The sequence below is a fragment of the Sphingomonas elodea ATCC 31461 genome (assembly GCF_000226955.1).
Taxonomy (GTDB): Bacteria; Pseudomonadota; Alphaproteobacteria; order Sphingomonadales; family Sphingomonadaceae; genus Sphingomonas; species Sphingomonas elodea.
On sequence record NZ_AGFU01000029.1, the window covers coordinates 1 to 17,823 of the forward strand.

The 17,823-nt window shown below is 68.1% G+C and carries 13 protein-coding genes; 4 read left to right on the forward strand and 9 right to left on the reverse strand.

The window, feature by feature from the left end; genetic code table 11:
- Window positions 1-115 precede the first annotated feature (115 nt).
- Complete coding sequence (locus KK7_RS0109940) at window positions 116-1,300, reverse strand: M24 family metallopeptidase (protein WP_010544495.1); 1,185 nt, start codon at window positions 1,298-1,300, stop codon at window positions 116-118.
- A 10-nt stretch (window positions 1,301-1,310) separates the two neighbouring features.
- Complete coding sequence (locus KK7_RS0109945) at window positions 1,311-2,543, reverse strand: NAD(P)/FAD-dependent oxidoreductase (RefSeq protein ID WP_010544496.1); 1,233 nt, start codon at window positions 2,541-2,543, stop codon at window positions 1,311-1,313.
- Window positions 2,544-2,670: 127 nt separating this feature from the next.
- Between KK7_RS0109945 and KK7_RS0109950 the strand changes: the two genes are divergently transcribed.
- Complete coding sequence (locus tag KK7_RS0109950; RefSeq protein ID WP_010544497.1) at window positions 2,671-3,315, forward strand: GntR family transcriptional regulator; 645 nt, start codon at window positions 2,671-2,673, stop codon at window positions 3,313-3,315.
- A gap of 3 nt (window positions 3,316-3,318) precedes the next feature.
- Here KK7_RS0109950 and KK7_RS0109955 read toward each other — a convergent pair whose 3' ends face one another.
- From KK7_RS0109955 to KK7_RS0109965, 3 genes are read right to left on the reverse strand one after another with little or no spacing between them, the layout of a single operon-like run.
- A complete protein-coding gene (locus KK7_RS0109955) occupies window positions 3,319-4,725 on the reverse strand; it encodes an amino acid permease (protein WP_010544498.1) in 1,407 nt (468 codons plus the stop codon).
- A gap of 24 nt (window positions 4,726-4,749) precedes the next feature.
- The gene (locus tag KK7_RS0109960) at window positions 4,750-5,748 is read right to left on the reverse strand and encodes a 4-hydroxyproline epimerase (RefSeq protein ID WP_029623155.1); all 999 of its coding nucleotides are present in this window, start codon (window positions 5,746-5,748) and stop codon (window positions 4,750-4,752) included.
- Window positions 5,749-5,756: 8 nt separating this feature from the next.
- Window positions 5,757-6,680, reverse strand: a complete 924-nt coding sequence (locus KK7_RS0109965; RefSeq protein WP_010544500.1) for a dihydrodipicolinate synthase family protein — start codon at window positions 6,678-6,680, stop codon at window positions 5,757-5,759.
- 228 nt (window positions 6,681-6,908) lie between these two features.
- Between KK7_RS0109965 and KK7_RS0109970 the strand changes: the two genes are divergently transcribed.
- A complete protein-coding gene (locus tag KK7_RS0109970) occupies window positions 6,909-9,848 on the forward strand; it encodes a TonB-dependent receptor domain-containing protein (protein WP_237709181.1) in 2,940 nt (979 codons plus the stop codon).
- 125 nt (window positions 9,849-9,973) lie between these two features.
- On the forward strand, window positions 9,974-10,309 hold the full coding sequence (locus tag KK7_RS0109975; RefSeq protein ID WP_010544502.1) for a hypothetical protein: 336 nt from the start codon (window positions 9,974-9,976) through the stop codon (window positions 10,307-10,309).
- Window positions 10,310-10,324: 15 nt separating this feature from the next.
- Here the strand turns inward: KK7_RS0109975 and KK7_RS0109980 are convergent, their stop codons facing one another.
- The 3 genes from KK7_RS0109980 to KK7_RS0109990 form a co-directional block, all read right to left on the reverse strand.
- Window positions 10,325-11,647, reverse strand: coding sequence for a M20/M25/M40 family metallo-hydrolase (locus KK7_RS0109980; RefSeq protein ID WP_010544503.1), 1,323 nt, complete (start codon window positions 11,645-11,647; stop codon window positions 10,325-10,327).
- 61 nt (window positions 11,648-11,708) lie between these two features.
- Entirely contained in the window at window positions 11,709-11,942 is a 234-nt protein-coding gene (locus KK7_RS0109985; protein WP_010544504.1) for a DUF6894 family protein, read from the reverse strand.
- Between the two features lie 49 nt (window positions 11,943-11,991).
- Window positions 11,992-13,332, reverse strand: a complete 1,341-nt coding sequence (locus KK7_RS0109990) for an oligogalacturonate lyase family protein (protein WP_010544505.1) — start codon at window positions 13,330-13,332, stop codon at window positions 11,992-11,994.
- A gap of 116 nt (window positions 13,333-13,448) precedes the next feature.
- Here KK7_RS0109990 and KK7_RS0109995 point away from each other — a divergent pair, with 116 nt between their 5' ends.
- The gene (locus KK7_RS0109995; protein ID WP_010544506.1) at window positions 13,449-14,978 is read left to right on the forward strand and encodes an MFS transporter; all 1,530 of its coding nucleotides are present in this window, start codon (window positions 13,449-13,451) and stop codon (window positions 14,976-14,978) included.
- Here KK7_RS0109995 and KK7_RS0110000 read toward each other — a convergent pair.
- The gene (locus tag KK7_RS0110000) at window positions 14,963-17,743 is read right to left on the reverse strand and encodes an EAL domain-containing protein (RefSeq protein ID WP_010544507.1); all 2,781 of its coding nucleotides are present in this window, start codon (window positions 17,741-17,743) and stop codon (window positions 14,963-14,965) included. The genes KK7_RS0109995 and KK7_RS0110000 overlap by 16 nt on opposite strands.
- Window positions 17,744-17,823: the final 80 nt, after the last annotated feature.

Below are 17,823 nucleotides of genomic sequence, written 5' to 3' on the forward strand. Positions count from 1 at the left end.
CCCCGCCATTTTTGCCCTGAAGAAAGTTCGGCCCGCATGACCATTTCATGACCTTTGCGGGCCGAATCACCCCGAATCGCCCCCGAATCGCGCCCCGAAACCCCAGAATCGGGGGTCAGGCCAGCCGGTCGATCGCCATTTGCGGCTCGGTGAACCAGCGCGGGCCCGACTCCGCCATGTAGAAATGGTCTTCGAGGCGGATGCCGAAGCGATCGGGCACCACGATCATCGGTTCGTTCGAGAAACACATGCCGATATCGAGCGGCGTGCGATCGCCGCGCACCAGATAGGCGGGTTCGTGGATCGACAGGCCGATGCCGTGGCCGGTCCGATGCGGCAGCCCGGGCAGGCGATAGTCCGGCCCCAGCCCCGCCTTCTCCAATACCACCCGAGCGGCCGCATCGACCTCCTCACACGGGACCCCCGGTTGGGCAGCGGCAAAGGCAGCGGCCTGGGCTTCCTTCTCCAGCGACCAGATCGCCTGCTCGTCGTCCGACACGCGGCCGAAGGCATAGGTACGGGTGATGTCGGAATGATAGCCTTCGACCGTGCACCCGGTGTCGATCAGCACGAGTTGGCCCTCCTCGAGCGCCTGCTCGCCGGGGAGGCCATGGGGGAAGGCCGTGGCATGCCCGAACTGGACGATGCAGAAGCTGGAGCCCGCCGCCCCCAGCGCGCGATGGGCCTGGTCAATGAAGCGCTTAACCGCGCCGGTGGTGATGCCGGGCGCAAGGATGCGGGCCGCGGCGTGGTGTACCGCAAGGGTCATGTTCTTGGCCTGCTGCATCAGCGCGATCTCGGCCGGCGACTTGCGCATCCGGCAGCCGTCGATCGCGGGCGCGCCATCGACCAGCGTGACGCCGGGTGCCGCGCGGCGCAGGCGCTCGGCCATCTGGAAGGGCAGCGCGGGATCGATCGCGAGCGTCGTCACCCCGTCCAGCGCACCGGCGACCAGCGCGAACGGATCCTCGTCCTCCTCCCACAGCCGCATATCGGCCGCGAACGCCATGTCCGCGGTGAGCGAGCCGAGTTCGAAGCGCGGGCAGAGCATGATCGGTTCGCCGTGGAGCGGCAGCAGCATCGCGACCAGCCGCTCGGTCGCCCCCCAGGGGACCCCTGCGAAATAGCGTAGCGACATGCCGGCATTCACCAGCAGCGCCTGCGCGCCCATCTTGTCCATGCGCTCGCGCACGCGCGCGAGGCGGTCCCGGCGCTCGGCGAGGGGGATCGCGGGCGCGCGCTCCGCCCAGGGGGCAAGCGCTGCGAGTTCGCGTTCCACAGTGGATCCGCCGATGGTCATGCTGTCTTCCTTATGCTTCGAAACGGTGGAGGCCGAAGGGCGTGAGGTCGATCGCGGCGCGCCGTCCGTCGGCGAGCGCCGCGACACAGTCGGCGGTTACCGCCGCCAGGGTCAGGCCGAGATGCTGGTGCCCGAAGGCGTAGAGCACGTTGCCCGCGCGGGCACTGCGCCCGATCGCCGGCAGATAGTCGGGCAGCGTCGGCCGGGCGCCCATCCAGCGGGTGAAGGGCGGCCGCAGCGGCAGGCCGAGGTCGGCGACATGCGCCTCCAGCCGTTCCCACTTCGCGGGGTCGGGCGGCGTATCGATGCCGGCGAACTCGACGAAGCTCGCCGCCTGCACGCACCCGGCATAGCGGGTGACGATCATCGAGGGATCCTCGAACACCAGAGGCGGCAGATCGGCGGGCCAGTCGTGATCGGTTGCGCGGATATGATAGCCGCGCTCGGCGATGATCGGCACGCGGTGGCCGAGCGGCGCGAGCAACCGGCCCGAGGCCACGCCGGCGGTCACCAGAATCGCGTCGACATCGGCGAGCGCGACGCCGTCCACCGCGACGCGGGCTTCGGCCCCGGCGCGCGCGAGCGTCGCGTGCCCGGTCAGGATCGCGCCCCCGGCAGCCCCCAGCGCGTTGCGCAGCGCGCGATCGAGCGCGGCGAGGTCGGCGATCTGCGCGGTATTGGTGAACCGGATCGCACCGGCATGGCAGCCACCGGGAAGGTGCAAGCGCTCGGCGGGCGTGGCATCGCGGAACCGGGCGGTGCCGATATCTGCCGACGCCCAGGCACGTCGCCCCGTTTCGGCGCGATCGGCGCTGCCCCAGCTGACGATATGGCCGCAGTCGCGCAGCAGATCGGGCGTATCGAGGCTCGCGGCGAGGCGTTGCCAGGCGGGCATCGCCGCGCCGAGCAGGCCGGACAGCGCATGCCGCCCCTGTGCAAAGCTGCGCGGCCGCGCGGCGCCGAGCAGGCGCAGCCCGAAGGGAAGCCAGTGCCGCCACGCCGCCGCCGGCAGCGATACTGCGCCCCCTGCCCCGAAGCGCCGGCGCGGCAGGCTGCGCACCGTCGCCCAGGAGGCGAGCGGCTCGACCTGTTCGATCGCGATATGCCCGGCATTCCCCCAGGAGGCCGCCTGCCGACGGGTATCGGTATCGATCAGCCGCACGCGCCAGCCTGCCCGCGCCAGCGCCAGTGCGCTCGCCAAGCCGACGACCCCGCCACCGATCACCACCATATTGCGCTGCATCAAGTCCGCCTTGCCGAGTTCATGGTCTAAGTATACCGTATTTTATGCCACCAGTGTCAAAACGCGCTTGCCGAGCGCATGGGAAGCGTGGCTCCGTATTCATAGTGCCCCAAAGAAAGTCTCACCGATGAGCATCGTCGTCCGCACGCTTTCGGAACAGATCTTCACGATCGTCCGCGAGCAGATCGTCTCCGGCAAGCTGCCGGTCGATCAGGCAATCCGGCAGGATGCGCTCGCCAACCAGCTGGGCGTGAGCAAGATCCCGCTGCGCGAGGCACTGGCGCGGCTGGAGCAGGAAGGGCTGCTCGTCGGCCAGGCCAACCGCGGCTATTTCGTGCGCGCGATGTCGTCGGGCGAGGCGGAGGAGATCTTCGCGCTTCGGCTGGCGATCGAGCCCGACGCCGTGGCCGCCGGCGCGCTCTCCGCCACCGATGCCGACCGGGCCGCCGCGCACGAGGCGCTGGCCGCGCTCGACCTCGCCGCCGGCGAGCATCTCGACGAAGTGGCCGCGCGCAACCGCGAGTTCCACATGGCGCTGGTCCGCCCCGGCGGCCGGCTGCTCACCACCCAGCTGGTCGAGCGGCTGCAGATCCTGTCCGAGCGCTACGTGCACAAGCATCTCGAGCCGGCTGGGCGCGAAGATCGCGCGCACCTGGAACATGCCGACCTGATCGATGCCTGGGAGCGGGGCGACGCCCCGCACGCGCGCGCGCTCGCCCGCGCCCATATCGAAGGCACCCTCACCGATCTCCGCCGCCAGCTGAACGGCTGAGCCTCAGCCGCGCGCCAGCACGCTGCGCGCGCGGCCATAGAGGAAGTAGACGGCAAGCCCGGCGACGTTCCAGAGCAGGAAGCGCACCAGCGTCTTCTCCGGCAGCGAGAAGAGCAGATAGAGGCAGCCCAGCACCGCCAGCGTGCCGACCACATAAGGCTGCGGGCAGCGGAAGATGCGCGGCGCATCGGGCGCCCGGCGGCGGAGCAGCATCATGCACGCCCCCACCGCGATGAACGCGATCAGCGTGCCGGCATTGGCCAGCTCGGCGATCTCGTCGAGCCGCAGGAACCCCGCCACGCCTGCGACGAACAGTCCGGTAATGCCGGTCACCAGTACCGGCGCGCCGGTGCGCGGCGAGACCTTGGCGAGCGCGCGGGGAAGCAAGCCGTCACGCGCCATCACGAAGAAGATGCGGCTCTGGCCGTACATCATGACCAGGATCACCGAGGGCAGCGCGACCAGCGCGGCGGCGGCGATCGCCCAGGCGGCGAAGGGGTGGCCGAGCGTGCGCAGCACCAGCGCCAGCGGCTCGGGCGAATTGCCGAGCGTCGCCGTCGGCATCGCCCCCACCGCGGCGACCGCGACGAGGATGTAGATGGTGGTGCACAGCGCCATCGATCCGACGATGCCGATGGTGAGGTCGCGGCCCGGCTTCTTGGCCTCCTCGGCGGACGTGGCGACCGCGTCGAAGCCGTAAAAGGCGAAGAACACGATCGCGGCGGCCGCCATCACGCCGCGCGTCACAGCCCCCTCGGCATGGCTGGCGAAGCCGTGCGGCATGAACGGGTGGAAGTTGGCCGCATCGAAGCCCGGCAGCGCGAGTGCAACGAACAGGCCAAGCGCCACCAGCTTGATGACGACCAGCACGATGTTGAGCGTCGCGCTCTCGCGGGTGCCGAGCATCAGCATGCCGGCAATGGCGAAGGATACGAGCACCGCCGGCAGGTTGACGAGGCCGCCGGCATGCGGCCCCTCGAGCAGCAGCGGCGGCAGATGCACCCCTGCCGATTGCAGCCAGCCGACCAGATAGCCCGACCAGCCGACCGCCACCGCCGAGCAGGCGAGCGAATATTCGAGGATCAGGCTCCAGCCGACCACCCAGGCGATCGTCTCGCCGAGCACCGAATAGCTATAGGTATAGGCGCTGCCGGCGGCGGGAATCATCGTCGCCAGCTCGGCATAGGCGAGCGCGGCGCAGGCGCACACCGCACCGGCGATGACGAAGGCGAGGATCACGGCGGGCCCCGCCCGCTCGGCGCCGACCCCGGTCAGCGTGTAGATGCCGGTGCCGACGATCGCGCCGACCCCCAGCGCGATCAGGTGCGGCCAGGAAAGGCTGGGGCGCAGCCGATGCTCACTGGAACCCGTGCTGCGTTCGATCGGCTTGATCGGTCCCCAAAACCCCATGCGTCCCCCAAGATTTGTGTGCGATCAGACGACCGAGAAGCCGGCCCAGAACGGGTCCTCGCGGTCGATCCAGATGGTGTTGAAGCCGGTCGCGATCGCCGAGCCTTCGATCGAGGGGATGATGCCGGGGCGATCGCCCACCATCACCGCTTCCTCGACCCGGCCGATGAACCGGCTGCCGATATAGCTTTCATGGACGAAGCGATCGCCGACGTTCAGCCGGCCCTGATGCTCCAGATGCGCCAGCCGCGCCGAGGTGCCGGTGCCGCACGGGCTGCGATCGATCGCGCGCTCGCCGTAGAACACCGCGTTGCGACCATCGGCTCCTTCGCCCTTCGGCTTGTCGGCCCAGAGGACATGGCTGACCCCGCGGATACGATCGTCGAGCGGATGGACCGGCTCGATCGCGTCGCGCATCAGGTCGCGGATCGTGCGGCTGAGCTCGACGATGCGCGAGGCGCCGAGATCGTCGAGGCCGGCATAGGGCCCCTGCGGCTCGATGATCGCGTAATAATTGCCGCCATAGGAGACGTCGACGGAAAGCGGGCCGAAGCCCGGTACCTCGATCGCGATACCGGTCGCCGCGACATAGGCGGGCACGTTGCGGATGCGCACCCAGCGGACCTTGCCGCCGTCCATCGCATAGGCGATGTCGATCACGCCCGCCGGCACCTCGATGCGCAGCTGCCCCGGCGTGCGCGGGGTGATCAGCCCGTGTTCGAGGCCGAAGGTGACCATGCCGATCGTGCCGTGCCCGCACATCGGCAGGCAGCCCGAGGTCTCGATGAACAGGATGCCGCAATCGGCGTCGTCACGGGTGGGCGGGTAGAGGAACCCGCCCGACATCATGTCGTGCCCGCGCGGCTCGAAGCACAGGCCGGTGCGGATCCAGTCGAACCGCGCCAGAAAGTCCTGGCGCCGCGCCAGCATGTCGCCGCCGCGCAGCAGCGGCGCTCCGCCCGCCACCAGCCGCACCGGGTTTCCCGCGGTGTGGCCGTCGATGCAGAAGAAGGTGTGGCGCATGGAAGCGATCAGGCCGCTTTGGCCTGGCGCCGGCTCGGCCGGGTCGCCGCCGCTTCCTCGACCCACCGGATTACCTGGGCGCGGCGCTCGCCGGCGAGCGGCAGGCGCGGCAGGCGGACCCGCTCGCTGCCGCGGCCCATGATCTGCTCGGCCAGCTTGATCGACTGGACCAGGTCATGCTCGGCATCGAGATGGAGCAGCGGCATGAACCAGCGATAGATCGCGCGCGCCTCGTCGAACCGGCCTTCGTTGAACGCCGCGACCAGCCGCACCGATTCTTCCGGAAAGGCGCTGGTGAGGCCCGAGACCCAGCCCGAGGCGCCGAGGAACAGGCCCTCCAGCGCCACGTCGTCCAGGCCCGCCATCAGCGTGTAGCGATCGCCGTACCGGTTGAAGAGATCGGTGAAGCGGCGTGGATCCGGCGCGCTTTCCTTGACCGCGACGATGTTCTTCACATCGGTCAGGCGGTCCAGCGTCGCGGTGTCGATCGACACGCGATAGGCGGGCGGGTTGTTGTAGAGCATGATCGGCAGCGTGGTCGCCGCCGCCACCGCGCGGAAATGGGCCTCCAGCTCGGCGGCGGTCGGCACATAGACCATGGCGGGAAGCAGCATCAGCGCGTCGACGCCGATCTTCTCGGCATCGCGGGCATAGTCGATCGCGCGGGCGGTGGTGAATTCGGATACGCCCGCGACCAGCGGCACGCGCCCGCCCACCGCTTCCACACCGGCGCGGAGCACCTGGCGCTTCTCGTCGGGCTCCAGGGAATTGTTCTCGCCGCAGGTGCCGAGCAGGATGAGCCCGTCGACGCCGTCGTCGACGAGCGCGATCTGCGTCCGCTGCGTGGCATCGAAATCGATCGAAAGATCCTCGGCAAACTGGGTGGTCGCCGCGGGATAGACGCCGGTCCAGAGCGTCTTGGCTGCAGTCATGAGAATGGGTTCCTCCAAAGAGCTTCCAATTTTCGTATACCGTATCCAACATCGGTGCAAGACCGGTTCTTAAGTTGTGCACATTTTCGCCTGCGCAGGAAGGGAACCGTCAGCCCACCGCCGCGCGCCTGGCTCAAATGGCGGATATCAGATATCGTATAATATATTTGACGCTTTCATGCTTTTGGTGTTGCATTGGTGCGACTCAGAAAAAGGGGTGGCATCACGATGCGACATATTCTTTCGATCCGGGGTACGACGGCGCTCGGCGCAATGGCGGCGTCCCTGCTTGCGGCAGCCGGCGCGAAGGCGCAGGAAACCGATAGCGTTCCGGTAGCAGCGGAAAGCGAGCGCCCAGCAGAGATCACCGTTACCGGCACCCGCATCCGCCGCCCCGATCTGGAGAGCAACAGCCCGCTAACCAGCGTCGACGCGCAGGAAATCCGCTATCAGGGCGCGGTGAATGCCGAGACGCTGCTCAACCGCCTGCCGCAATTCACCCCGGACGCGAACGAGAACGTCTCCAACGGCTCGGACGGTACCGCCCAGATCAACCTGCGCGGGCTGGGCTCGAACCGCGTGCTCACGCTTATCAACGGCCAGCGCGTGCTGTCCTCGCAGGCGACCAACATCAACTTCATTCCCACCGCACTGATCGAGCGGGTGGACGTGGTCACCGGCGGCGCGTCCGCCGTCTACGGCTCGGATGCGATGTCGGGCGTCGTCAACTTCATCCTGCGCGACCATCTCGACGGGCTGAAGATCGACGCGCAGACCAGCTTCGCCCAGCACACCAACGACAATGCCTATGTCCGCGGGCTGGTCTCATCCAGGGGCTATCAGCTGGCGCCGCGCAACGTGTTCGACGGCGGCAAGCAGGACGTGAACGGCGCCTTCGGCAAGAATTTCGCCGGCGGCCGCGGCAACGTGACGGTCTATGGCGGCTATCGCCACACCGAGCCGGTGCTGCAGGCGACGCGCGATTATTCCTCCTGCGCGCTCAATGCCAATGGCGATTCGGCGCTGATCTGCGGCGGGTCCAGCAACAGCACCTTCGGCACCTTCGCGCCGCTCACCGGCCCCAGCGCGGGCCAGGGCTATCTCACCAACAACCGCAACGGCTCCAAGACCTGGGTCCCCTATACCGCGGACTATGCCTATAACTATGCGCCGACCAACTACATCCAGCGCTCGGACGAGCGCTACACCGGCGGCGGCTATGCCTCGTTCGAGATCGCGCCGGTGGCGAAGGTCTATGCCAATTTCATGTGGATGAAGGATCGCACCTTCTCGCAGGTCGCACCGTCCGCGCTGTTCCTCGGCACCACCTTCACCATTCCGTGCAACAACCCGCTGCTCGGACCCGCGCAGGCCACCGCCCTGTGCGGCGCGGCCGCCGGCACGTCGGCGACGGCGGATACGCTGATCGGCTACCGCCTGGGCAGCGGCTCCTCGCGGCGCGACGATCTGCGCCACCAGGATTATCGCTACAATGCCGGGGTGAAGGGCGATCTCGGCCACGGCTTCAGCTATGACCTGGGATATCTGTTCGCGCTGTCGCGCTACAACGAGACCTATCTCAACAACATCGACAACATCAAAGCGCAGCGCGCGCTGGACGTGGTGTCGGTGAACGGCGTGCCCACCTGCCGGTCGAAGATCGACGGCACCGATCCCGCCTGCACGCCGATCGACGTGTTCAAGGCAGACGGGATCAGCCAGGACCAGGCGAAGTATCTGTTCAGCCCGTCCAATACCGCCGCGCGCAACACGCTGGAGGTCTTCTCGGGCACGCTGAGCGGCGATCTCGGCACCTTCGGCATCCAGAGCCCCTGGTCGAACCGCGGCGCGGGACTCGCCGTCGGCGCCGAGCATCGCCGGGAGACGACCCGCTTCACCGTCGACGAGGTCGCCGCCCAGGGCGGCGCGACCAACTCGGACGGCATCATCTCGGTCAACGATGCCTATGCCGAGCTGGAAGTGCCGCTCGTCGCCAATGTGCCGTTCGTCCACGAGCTGACGGTCAACGGCGGCATCCGCTATTCGGGCTATGTCAACGAGCAGCGCTCGACCGCATCGCGCTCCACCTACACCGCCTGGACCTACAAGGCGGAACTGGCCTGGGCGCCGATCGACGGCGCACGCCTGCGCGCCAGCTACAACCGCGCGATCCGCGCGCCCAACATCGCCGAGCTGTTCGCGTCGCGCGGCATCGGCAACGTCTCGCTCAACGATCCCTGCGCGGGCGCAGCGCCCACCGCCTCGCTCGCCGCCTGCAAGACGACCGGCGTGACCGACGCGCAATACGGCAACATCATCCAGTGCCCGGCCGATACCTGCTCACAGTCCTTCGGCGGCAACCCGGCGGTGAAGCCCGAGGTGGCGGACACCTACACCGTCGGCCTGGTCGTCACGCCGCGTCAGGTCCCCCGCCTGTCGCTGTCGGTCGACTATTACCACATCAAGGTGAGGGGCTATATCGGCAACATCGATCCCACTCTGATCGTCAGCCAGTGCGTCAACACCGGCTCGCCCTATTATTGCAGCCAGTTCCGCCGCGATCCGCGCTCGGGCGCGATCTTCGGCGCCAATGGCTATATCGTCGGCAGCACCCAGAATACCGGCTACCTGCTCACCTCCGGCATCGACATGTCCGCCGCCTACAATTTCGCGATCGGCCGGCTGGGCCGCATTGATGCGAGCATGGTCGGTACCTGGACCGAACAACAGACCGAACAGCCGCTGCCGGGCCTGGGTACCTTCGACTGCAAGGGCCTGTACGGCTATAGCTGCGGCCAGCCTAATCCGAGCTGGCGCCACGTCGCCCGCTTCACTTGGAGCACGCCGGGCGACAAGGCGACGCTGTCGCTGTCCTGGCGCCACTTCGCCTCGACGACGCTGTCGAGCCTGTCGAGCAACGAGTTCCTGACAGGCACCTCCAGCGTCATCAATGCGCGCATCCCCACCTACAATTATCTGGACCTCGCGACGACCATCTCCGTCGACAAGCGGCTCCAGCTGCGCGCGGGCGTCAACAACCTCACCGACAAGGCGCCGCCGGCGATCGCCAGCGGCATCCTCAGCAGCTTCGGCAACGGCAACACCTATCCGGGCGTGTACGATCCGCTGGGTCGCACGCTGTTCGCAGGCTTCTCGCTGACCTTCTGAGCCTCCTACCCTTTGCCCCCGGGGCCGGCGTGCAAGCGTCGGCCCCACCCCTTATATCCTGCGGATTGCCACGCCCCCTCCCCCGTCCTAGGCTGTCGCAAAATACAGCCGCGGAGAGGCGACCGATGATCCTGCCCTTGCTGCTCCTGCTCCAGAGTGCGACCGCGCCGACGCCCGAGGAGGAAATCATCGTGGTGTCGCGCCAGCTGCGCATGATCCGCGTCGATCTTAAGGCCGGCAAGCATGCCGGCGGCATGACGCTCCAGCGCTGCCGGATCCTGCGCGGATCGGGCCAGGCGGATCTGGACGCGATCCCCTGTGACGTGGCCGAGCAATGCGTGGCCTCCGGCGTGCCGACGCGGCGGGAGCTCAAGGCCTGCGTCGAGGATCGCTCGACCGACCGGATCAACGCTCTGCTTGCCGCGCGACGTGCTGCGCGGCTGGCATCGCAACCGGGCTAAGGCCGGCGCCCCTCCCTATCGCATGCTCCGCTCCGCGCTCAGCCGCGACATCAGGATCGCCGCGCGCTTGGCCTGGCGGCGGATGCTGGCGAGATCCACCGTCTCGCCCGGCGCATGGTCGCCGGTGCTGTAGGGGCCTAGCCCGGCCAGGCTGTCGACATCGGCGGCGACGAACGAAACGTCCCCCGCCCCGCGCTTCAGCGGATCGAGCGCCGGCATCTCGGCCAGCCCCAGATCGCGGTTCACCCCGTTGAGCTTCGCCAGCAGCGCCTTGTTGCCCTCGGTCGGCGCCATCGGCGGATAGCCCTCGCCGAACTCGATCCGTGCATCGGTGCCCGGCGCATGGGCGGCGACGATCGCCGCCATTTTCGCCTTCACCCGCGCCGTCTGCTCCGGCGTCAGCGTGCGGATATCGCCGATCGCGACAGCGGTCGCCGGGATGATGTTGGTCTTGCCCGCTGCCGCCGCGGTGCCGCTCTCGTCGATGCTCGCCCGCGCGCCGCCCGCGATCACGCCGGTGTTGAAGGTCAGGTTGGGCTCGGGCAGCTCCTTGCGGAAGGTGGTGAGGATGCGTGCCAGCTCGTAGACCGCGCCGTCGCCCATGTCCGCCGAGAAGATGCCCGAGCTGTGCCCGGTTCGGCCGCTGGCGGTGATCCGCCAGTCGATCGCCGAGCGCCGCGCGATCGAGCCCATGTCGCGCCCGCTATCGATCACCAGCCCCTCGAAATCGAGCGCGACATCGGCGCGCTTGCCCGCCGCGATCAGGTCGGCGCGGGCGATGCGGTGCGGGCTGCCGGACTTTTCCTCGTCGCCGGTCAGGTGCACCTCGATATTGGCGTTCTTCAGCGTCCCAGCCGCCTGCATCGCACGCAGTGCCGAGACGATCACGACCATGCCGCCCTTGTCGTCCCCTGCCCCCGGCCCTTCCGCCAGATCGCCCTTGCGGACGAATTTCTGGAACGGCGAGCCGGGCTCGAACACGGTATCGAGATGGCCGATCAGCAGCAGTGTCTTGGTCCCCGGCTTGCCGCGATGGACCGCGATCAGATGGCCGGCGCGCTGCACCGCGTCCATCGGCTTCCAGGTGACGGTGAAGCCCAGCGGCTCCAGCTCGGCGCGCATCATGGTGCCGACCCGGGTGACGCCGTCCAGGTTCAGCGTGCCGCTGTTCTGGTTGACCAGTTTCTCGAGCAGCGCGACCGAGCGCTCATAGTCCGCGTCGACGGTGCGGCTGATCACCGCTTCCGCCGGCGACAGGCGCTGCGCGACGGCGGGGGTCGCCGGCACCGGCGCGGCGAGGACGGCGGCGATCAGGGTTCGGCGGAAGAACGTGGTCAAGGCGGCGATCCTCGGTGGTTTGGCCCAGTTGAGCAGGCCGCCCCGACGATCGCAAGCGCGTTCAGGAAAGCTGGCGTGCCAGATCCGCCAGCAGGATCCGCGCGACCGGCTGATTGCGCTCGTCCTCGATATCGAGGCTGCCGTGGAGCGGCGCGCGGGCGCCGCGGTGGCGCAGCAGCTTCCGCGCGAGGCCATGGCCGGCGATCAGCGCCGGGCGAAGATCGGGAAGCTCGCGCTGCTCCGTCGGGTGGGGATGGTGATCCGGGGTGCACAGGCGGAAGCAATAAGCGGGCATGCAAGCATAATGTCTTTTGCCTCAACTGGTTGCTGGAGCTTGATGTAAATTATCGTTGCTGTGGTGCCGCCTTCGCCACCTCCACTGCATAGAGGTGCGCGGCGCCCTCGAAATTGCCGCGGAACAGGATCCATTTGCCGTCGGGCGTGAAGATCATGTTGGGCTCCAGCCGATAGTCCTGCGCCCGCATGTCGACCAGCTTTTCGGCCTCCAGCGTGCCGGGCGCGATCAGGTCGCCGGCATTGTCGGCATGGATGCCGGCGACGTCGCCGATCGCCCTGGGGGTGAACAGGTACAGATATTTCCCGTCCGGCGCGTGCGCGACCATCTCCGGATCGCCGCCGTCGCCGGAGAAGCGCGCGCCGTCGGGCGCCTGGTTATAGTGGATTGACCAGAGGTTGCGCTCGACATGGTACCAGCGGCGCTTGCCCGTCGCGAGTTCGATGCCGGCCAGCCAGAACACCTGCCCGCGCGGCGTCTGGAGATCGTACCAGACCCATTTGCCGTCGGGCGAGAAGAACTCGTGGCCGGCAATCTCCATGTTCATCGTGCGGGTGTGCAGCCGGCGCTTGGCCGTGCCGTCCGCGCGGATCGCCCAGAGTCGGTCGACGCGGTGCCACGGCCCTTCGTGGCAATAGAGGATCTGCTGCGGATCGGTGGGCGAGAACTGGACATGGTTGAGCCAGTCGGTGGAGGCCGTGACCACCCGCCGCGCGCCGGTGCGCAGGTCGATGGTGAAGATTTCCATCGGTACGTGCGCGTCGAGGCGGCGGTTCATGTGGACCTCCTTCGCCTCGGCATAGGGCAGCGGCTTCCCGTCGGGCCCGTTGGCGCGATAGTCGTTCATGCCGGGCGTGTTCACCTCGCCCTCGGCGCGGGCGAGCGTGCCGTCGGGTTTCAGCGGCACGATCGGCTTCGCGACCTGGCCGAGCAGCAGCGTCTCGTCGGCGTTGATCGAGCCGATCCAGCCGCCCGGCACCGTCGCCACGCGGCGCACCGCGCCCGTATCCGCATCGGCGGCGAACACGCCGAACGGGCCGCCGGCATCGTCGCGGCCCCGCTCGGCGAAATAGACGTTGCGGCTCCGGCGGCCGGTGAACAGCAGCACCGCGCCCGGCCGCGTCACCAGCGGCTTCATGTCCCACGTCTTCAGATCGACCAGCGCGATGCCTTGGGGCGTCGTCACCGCCATCCTGTCGCCCTGGGGCAGAAAGCCGTTCTGGGTGAAATACAGGCTCACCGTGCCGGCCTCGCGGCTGATCCGCACGATGCGGTGCCCGGTGGTCTTGTCGATCCACTCCGCGGCGGGTTGCGCGGCGACCGTTCCTGTCGCCAGCGTCAGCGCGATGCCCATCGCCAGCCCTCGCGCGCGCTGCCCGAACCGTGCCATGATCGCTCTCCCAAGCCGCTTGATGTTGTTTCACATAGTATGATAGCAGTTCAGAATATGGAGTAAAGCAGCCGGCAGGCGCGGTTCGTCGCGCCAGGCCGGGTCCAGGAGAGCAAATGGCCCAGCGCGCCCCCGCCGCCCGCCCCGTCCGGTGGTTCAACTATCTCGCCTACGGCTCGAACGACGTGCTCGGCGCAGGCTCGATGGCGGTGATCTCGGGCTGGGTGCTGATCTTCTATACCCAGTTCTGCGGGCTGGAGGCGTGGCAGGCGGCGCTGATCTTCACCGTCGCGCGCGTGCTCGATGCGATCGCCTCGCCGGTGATCGGCCACCTTTCGGACAATATGGGCGAAACCGCGCTCGGCCGCCGGTTCGGGCGGCGGCGCTTCTTCATCCTCGCGGCGATCCCGCTCCTGCCCTCCTTCGCGATCATGTGGGTCGCGGGGCAGGGCTTCTGGTATTATCTCGTCACCTATGTGCTGTTCGAGCTGGTCTACGCGATGGAGATCATTCCGTACGAAACGCTCGCAGCCGAAATGGGCCGCGACTATCGCACCAAGGCCAAGTTCGCGGGCGTCCGCATCCTGTTCGCGCAGGCGAGCGCGATCCTGGCGGGGTTCCTGCCGGGCATGCTGATCCAGGCGCTGGGCAAGGACAGCCCACAGACCTTCCTCTACATGGGCATCCTGTTCTCAGGGCTGTTCATGGTGACGGCGGGGCTGCTCTATCGGTTCAGCTGGGAGCGGCCGGCCGCCGAAGTGGCGGCGCTGCGTCCCGAAGGGGCACCGCGCGCGACGGTGGGCGCGGCGATCCGCGGGCTCTACACCAATTTATTCAGCACCTTCCGCATCCGCGCCTTCCGGCTGCACCTGGGCATGTATCTGGGCGGCTATATCAGCCAGGACGTGTTCAACGCCGCCTTCACCTTCTTCGTCGTCTTCGCGCTGGCCGGCACGATCACGACGGCGTCGACGCTGCTGGGGACGATGTACATCGTCCAGTTCGTCGCGGTGATGCTGGCGATCAACCTGGCGCTGCGCAGCTCGCCCGCCCGCGCCTATCAGCTGGCGGCGCTGAGCTTCGCGGCGGGCGTGCTGGTGCTGCTGGCCGAATGGGCCACCGGCATCCGCGCCGGCAGCCTCTGGCTATGGCTGCCGATCACGCTGGCCGGGCTCGGCCGCGGCGCGCTCAACTACATTCCCTGGGCGACCTACAACTACATGGCCGATGTTGACGAAATCGTCACCGGCCGACGCCGCGAAGGCGCCTTCGCGGGCGTGATGACCTTTGTTCGGAAACTCACCCAGGCCGCAGCGGTGGCCGGCGTCGGCGCGATCATGAGCGCGGGCGGTTTCGCCAAGGGCGCGGCGGTGCAGAGCCCGCAGGCGATCCACACCATCGCGCTGGTGCTCGGGATCGGCACGGTGGGCGTGCTGATCGCGGGCATGCTGGTCTCTACCCGCTTCCGGCTCAACGCCGCGACCCACGACGTGCTGATGGCCGAGATCGACCGATTCAAGCGCGGCGAACGGGCGCCCGCGTCCCCACAGGCGCAGGCGATCGTGGAAGACCTCTCCGGCTGGCGCTACGCCGAGCTCTGGGGCAACAATCCCGTCGCCGGCGTGCGCACTCAGCCCAGCGCCTGAACGAGCGCCCCCGCCTCCAGCTCGATCGCCGCGGGCCTGCCGAACAGATAGCCCTGCGCCTCGGCACAGCCCTCCCGCATCAGCAGGTCGCGCTGGGCATCGGTCTCCAATCCTTCCGCCAGCACCGGGATCGAGAGGCTGCGCCCCAGTGCCAGGATCGCGCGGATGATCGCCCGCGCCTGCTCGCTGCGTTCGGATTCGGCAAGGAACGACTTGTCGATCTTGATCTTGTCGAACGGGAAGGAATGGAGCGTGTCGAGCGAGGAATAGCCGGTGCCGAAATCGTCCATCGCCACCCGTACGCCCAGCGCCTTGATCCGGCGCAGGCTGTGCAGCGCACGCGCCTTGTCGGCGATGAGGGCGGTTTCGGTGATCTCGAGCTCGAGCCGCGTCGGCGCCAGGCCGGTCTCCACCAGGATTTCGGTGATGATCTCGGGCAGATCGGGTTTCAGCAGCTGCACCGGCGAAAGATTGACGGCGACCTTGTGGCCCACAGGCCAGGCCGCTGCCTCGGCGCAGGCGGTTCGCAGCACCCATTCTCCCAGCCGGATGATCTCGCCGGTTTCTTCCGCGATCGGGATGAAGTCCATCGGCGGAATGCCGCCCAGCTTCGGGTGCGCCCAGCGCAGCAGCGCCTCATAGCCGACCAGCTGGTCGTCGCGCAGCGAGCGCTGGGGCTGGTAGAGCAGCCGCAGTTCCCCCCGGGCCGCGGCATAGCGAAGGTCGTTGGCGATGACGCGGCGGTGCCGCGCCTGCTCGTCCATACCCGGCTCGTAATAGCAGATCCGCTCGGCGAAATCGCCCTTGGCGCGGTACATGGCGAGATCGGCATTGTTGAGCAGTGCCTCGCGATCGGCGGCGTCGCCGGGAAACACCGCCACGCCCATGCTGGCGCCGATCGCCAAGGATCCGTGCGCGGCGAACCCGCTGAAGATGCACGCCTCCAGCCGGGCGACGAACGCCTCCAGCTCGGCCGGATGCTCGTAGCGCTTGGCGACGGCGAACTCGTCGCCGCCCATGCGCGCGGCGATCTCATGCTCTTGCAGCAGGGACTGGAGCGCATGGCCCATTTCGCGCAGCACCCGGTCGCCTTCGGCATGCCCCAGCGAATCGTTGATTTCCTTGAAGCGATCGAGGTCGATCGCGACCACCGCCAGCCGGGTACCGCCACCCTCCGTCCGCGCCATCTCCGCGTCGAGCCAGCTATGGAACTGCACCCGGTTGGGCAGGCCGGTGAGCGCGTCATGCAGCGCCATGTGCGCGATCCGCGCCTCGGACCGGCGGCGCTCGCTGATATCCTCGAAGGTCGTCACCCAGCCGCCGCCGGGCAGCCTGCGACTGTCGATCGAAAGGACGAAGTCGGTGCCGTATTCCGCAACGATGCGCGGATCTGCGCCGTCTTCGAGCGAGGCGAGGATGCGGGCCGCGCCCTCCTCTACGCGCGCGAGCGGAAGCGCCGCCCCTACCCGCGCCTCCAGCGCCGTCCGCGTTACCTCGAGGAGCGTGAGACCCGGCGGGCAGCTGCCCGGCTGCAAGCGCCACAACTTGAGGAACCGGTCGTTACGCAGGATCAGCCGTTGCCCCGAATCGAACAGACACAGCCCCTGGTGCATGTGCTCCAGCGCCGCATCGCGGTGGCGCTGGGCCTCGGCGATGCGGTCCTGGTCCAGCTTGGCCTGGGTCATGTCGCGGGTGATCTTGGCGAAGCCGAGCAGGCGCCCCTGCTCGTCCGCCATCCGCTCGATCGTGACGTGGGCCCAGAATCGGGACCCGTCCTTGCGAAGGCGCCAGCCTTCGCCGATGAACTTGCCCGTCGCGATCGCGGTGGCAAGTGCGGTGTCGGCGGCGCCGGCGGCCCGGTCCTCCGGCGTGTAGAAACGCGAGAGATGGCTGCCGACGGCCTCCGCCTCGCTATATCCCTTCAACCGGGCCGCGCCCGTATTCCAGTTGCAGACACGGCCCTGCGCATCGAGCATGTACAAGGCGCAGTCCGAAATGCCCTTGGCGAGGATGCTGAACTGGCGCTCGCTGGCCGCAATGGCCGCCCGTGCCCGGCGGGCGATCGCCCAGCTGCCCAGGCACACCGCCAGCAACGCCACCGTGATCACCGCCAGCACGACCGACATGGTGCGCGGCGATAGGTTGCCGCCGGCGATCTCGCGCTGCCAGGGAATCAGCTGGATCGCAGTCATGCCGGTGAAGTGCAGGCTCACCACCGCCACCGCCATCAGGCACGCGGCAGCAAGGCCGGATCGCACCGAGGAACGACGCACGGCCAGGGTCAGCGCCGGCACGAACGGGATCGCCCCCAGCAGGATCGACAGCGCGACATAGCCGATATTCCATCGGATCCGCGCCGGCATCTCGAGCGCGGCCATGCCGATATAATGCATGAGACCGATCCCGGTCATCGCGGTCAGGGCAGCCAGTGCCAGCACGCCCCGGCCACGCTTCCGCCCCACCATCTGGAAGACGGCCAGCATCGCGCCGGCGACGATCGACAGCGAGCCGGCCGATGGCGCGAGCGCGAAGCCGAACTGGAACCCCGGATCATAGCCCAGCATCGCGATGAAGTGCGTCGCCCAGATGCCGAACGCCGTCGCCAGCGCGCCCGCGATCCTCCAGCCCTGCATATTGCGAGGTGTGCGTACTCCCTGTCGCACCATCAGCACAGCGGTCATCGTAGTCAGAAGGCACATGGCAGCGGCCAGTGCGACGAGCCGCAGATCGTGCTGCCTGGTGATGCAATAAGCGATGGCGAACATGGTACCTCGTAGAGCGTCCCCCTCCGCTACGCCCGATAAGTTAACATATGTACTTGAGGTGGAACGACTTTGAGCAAGAC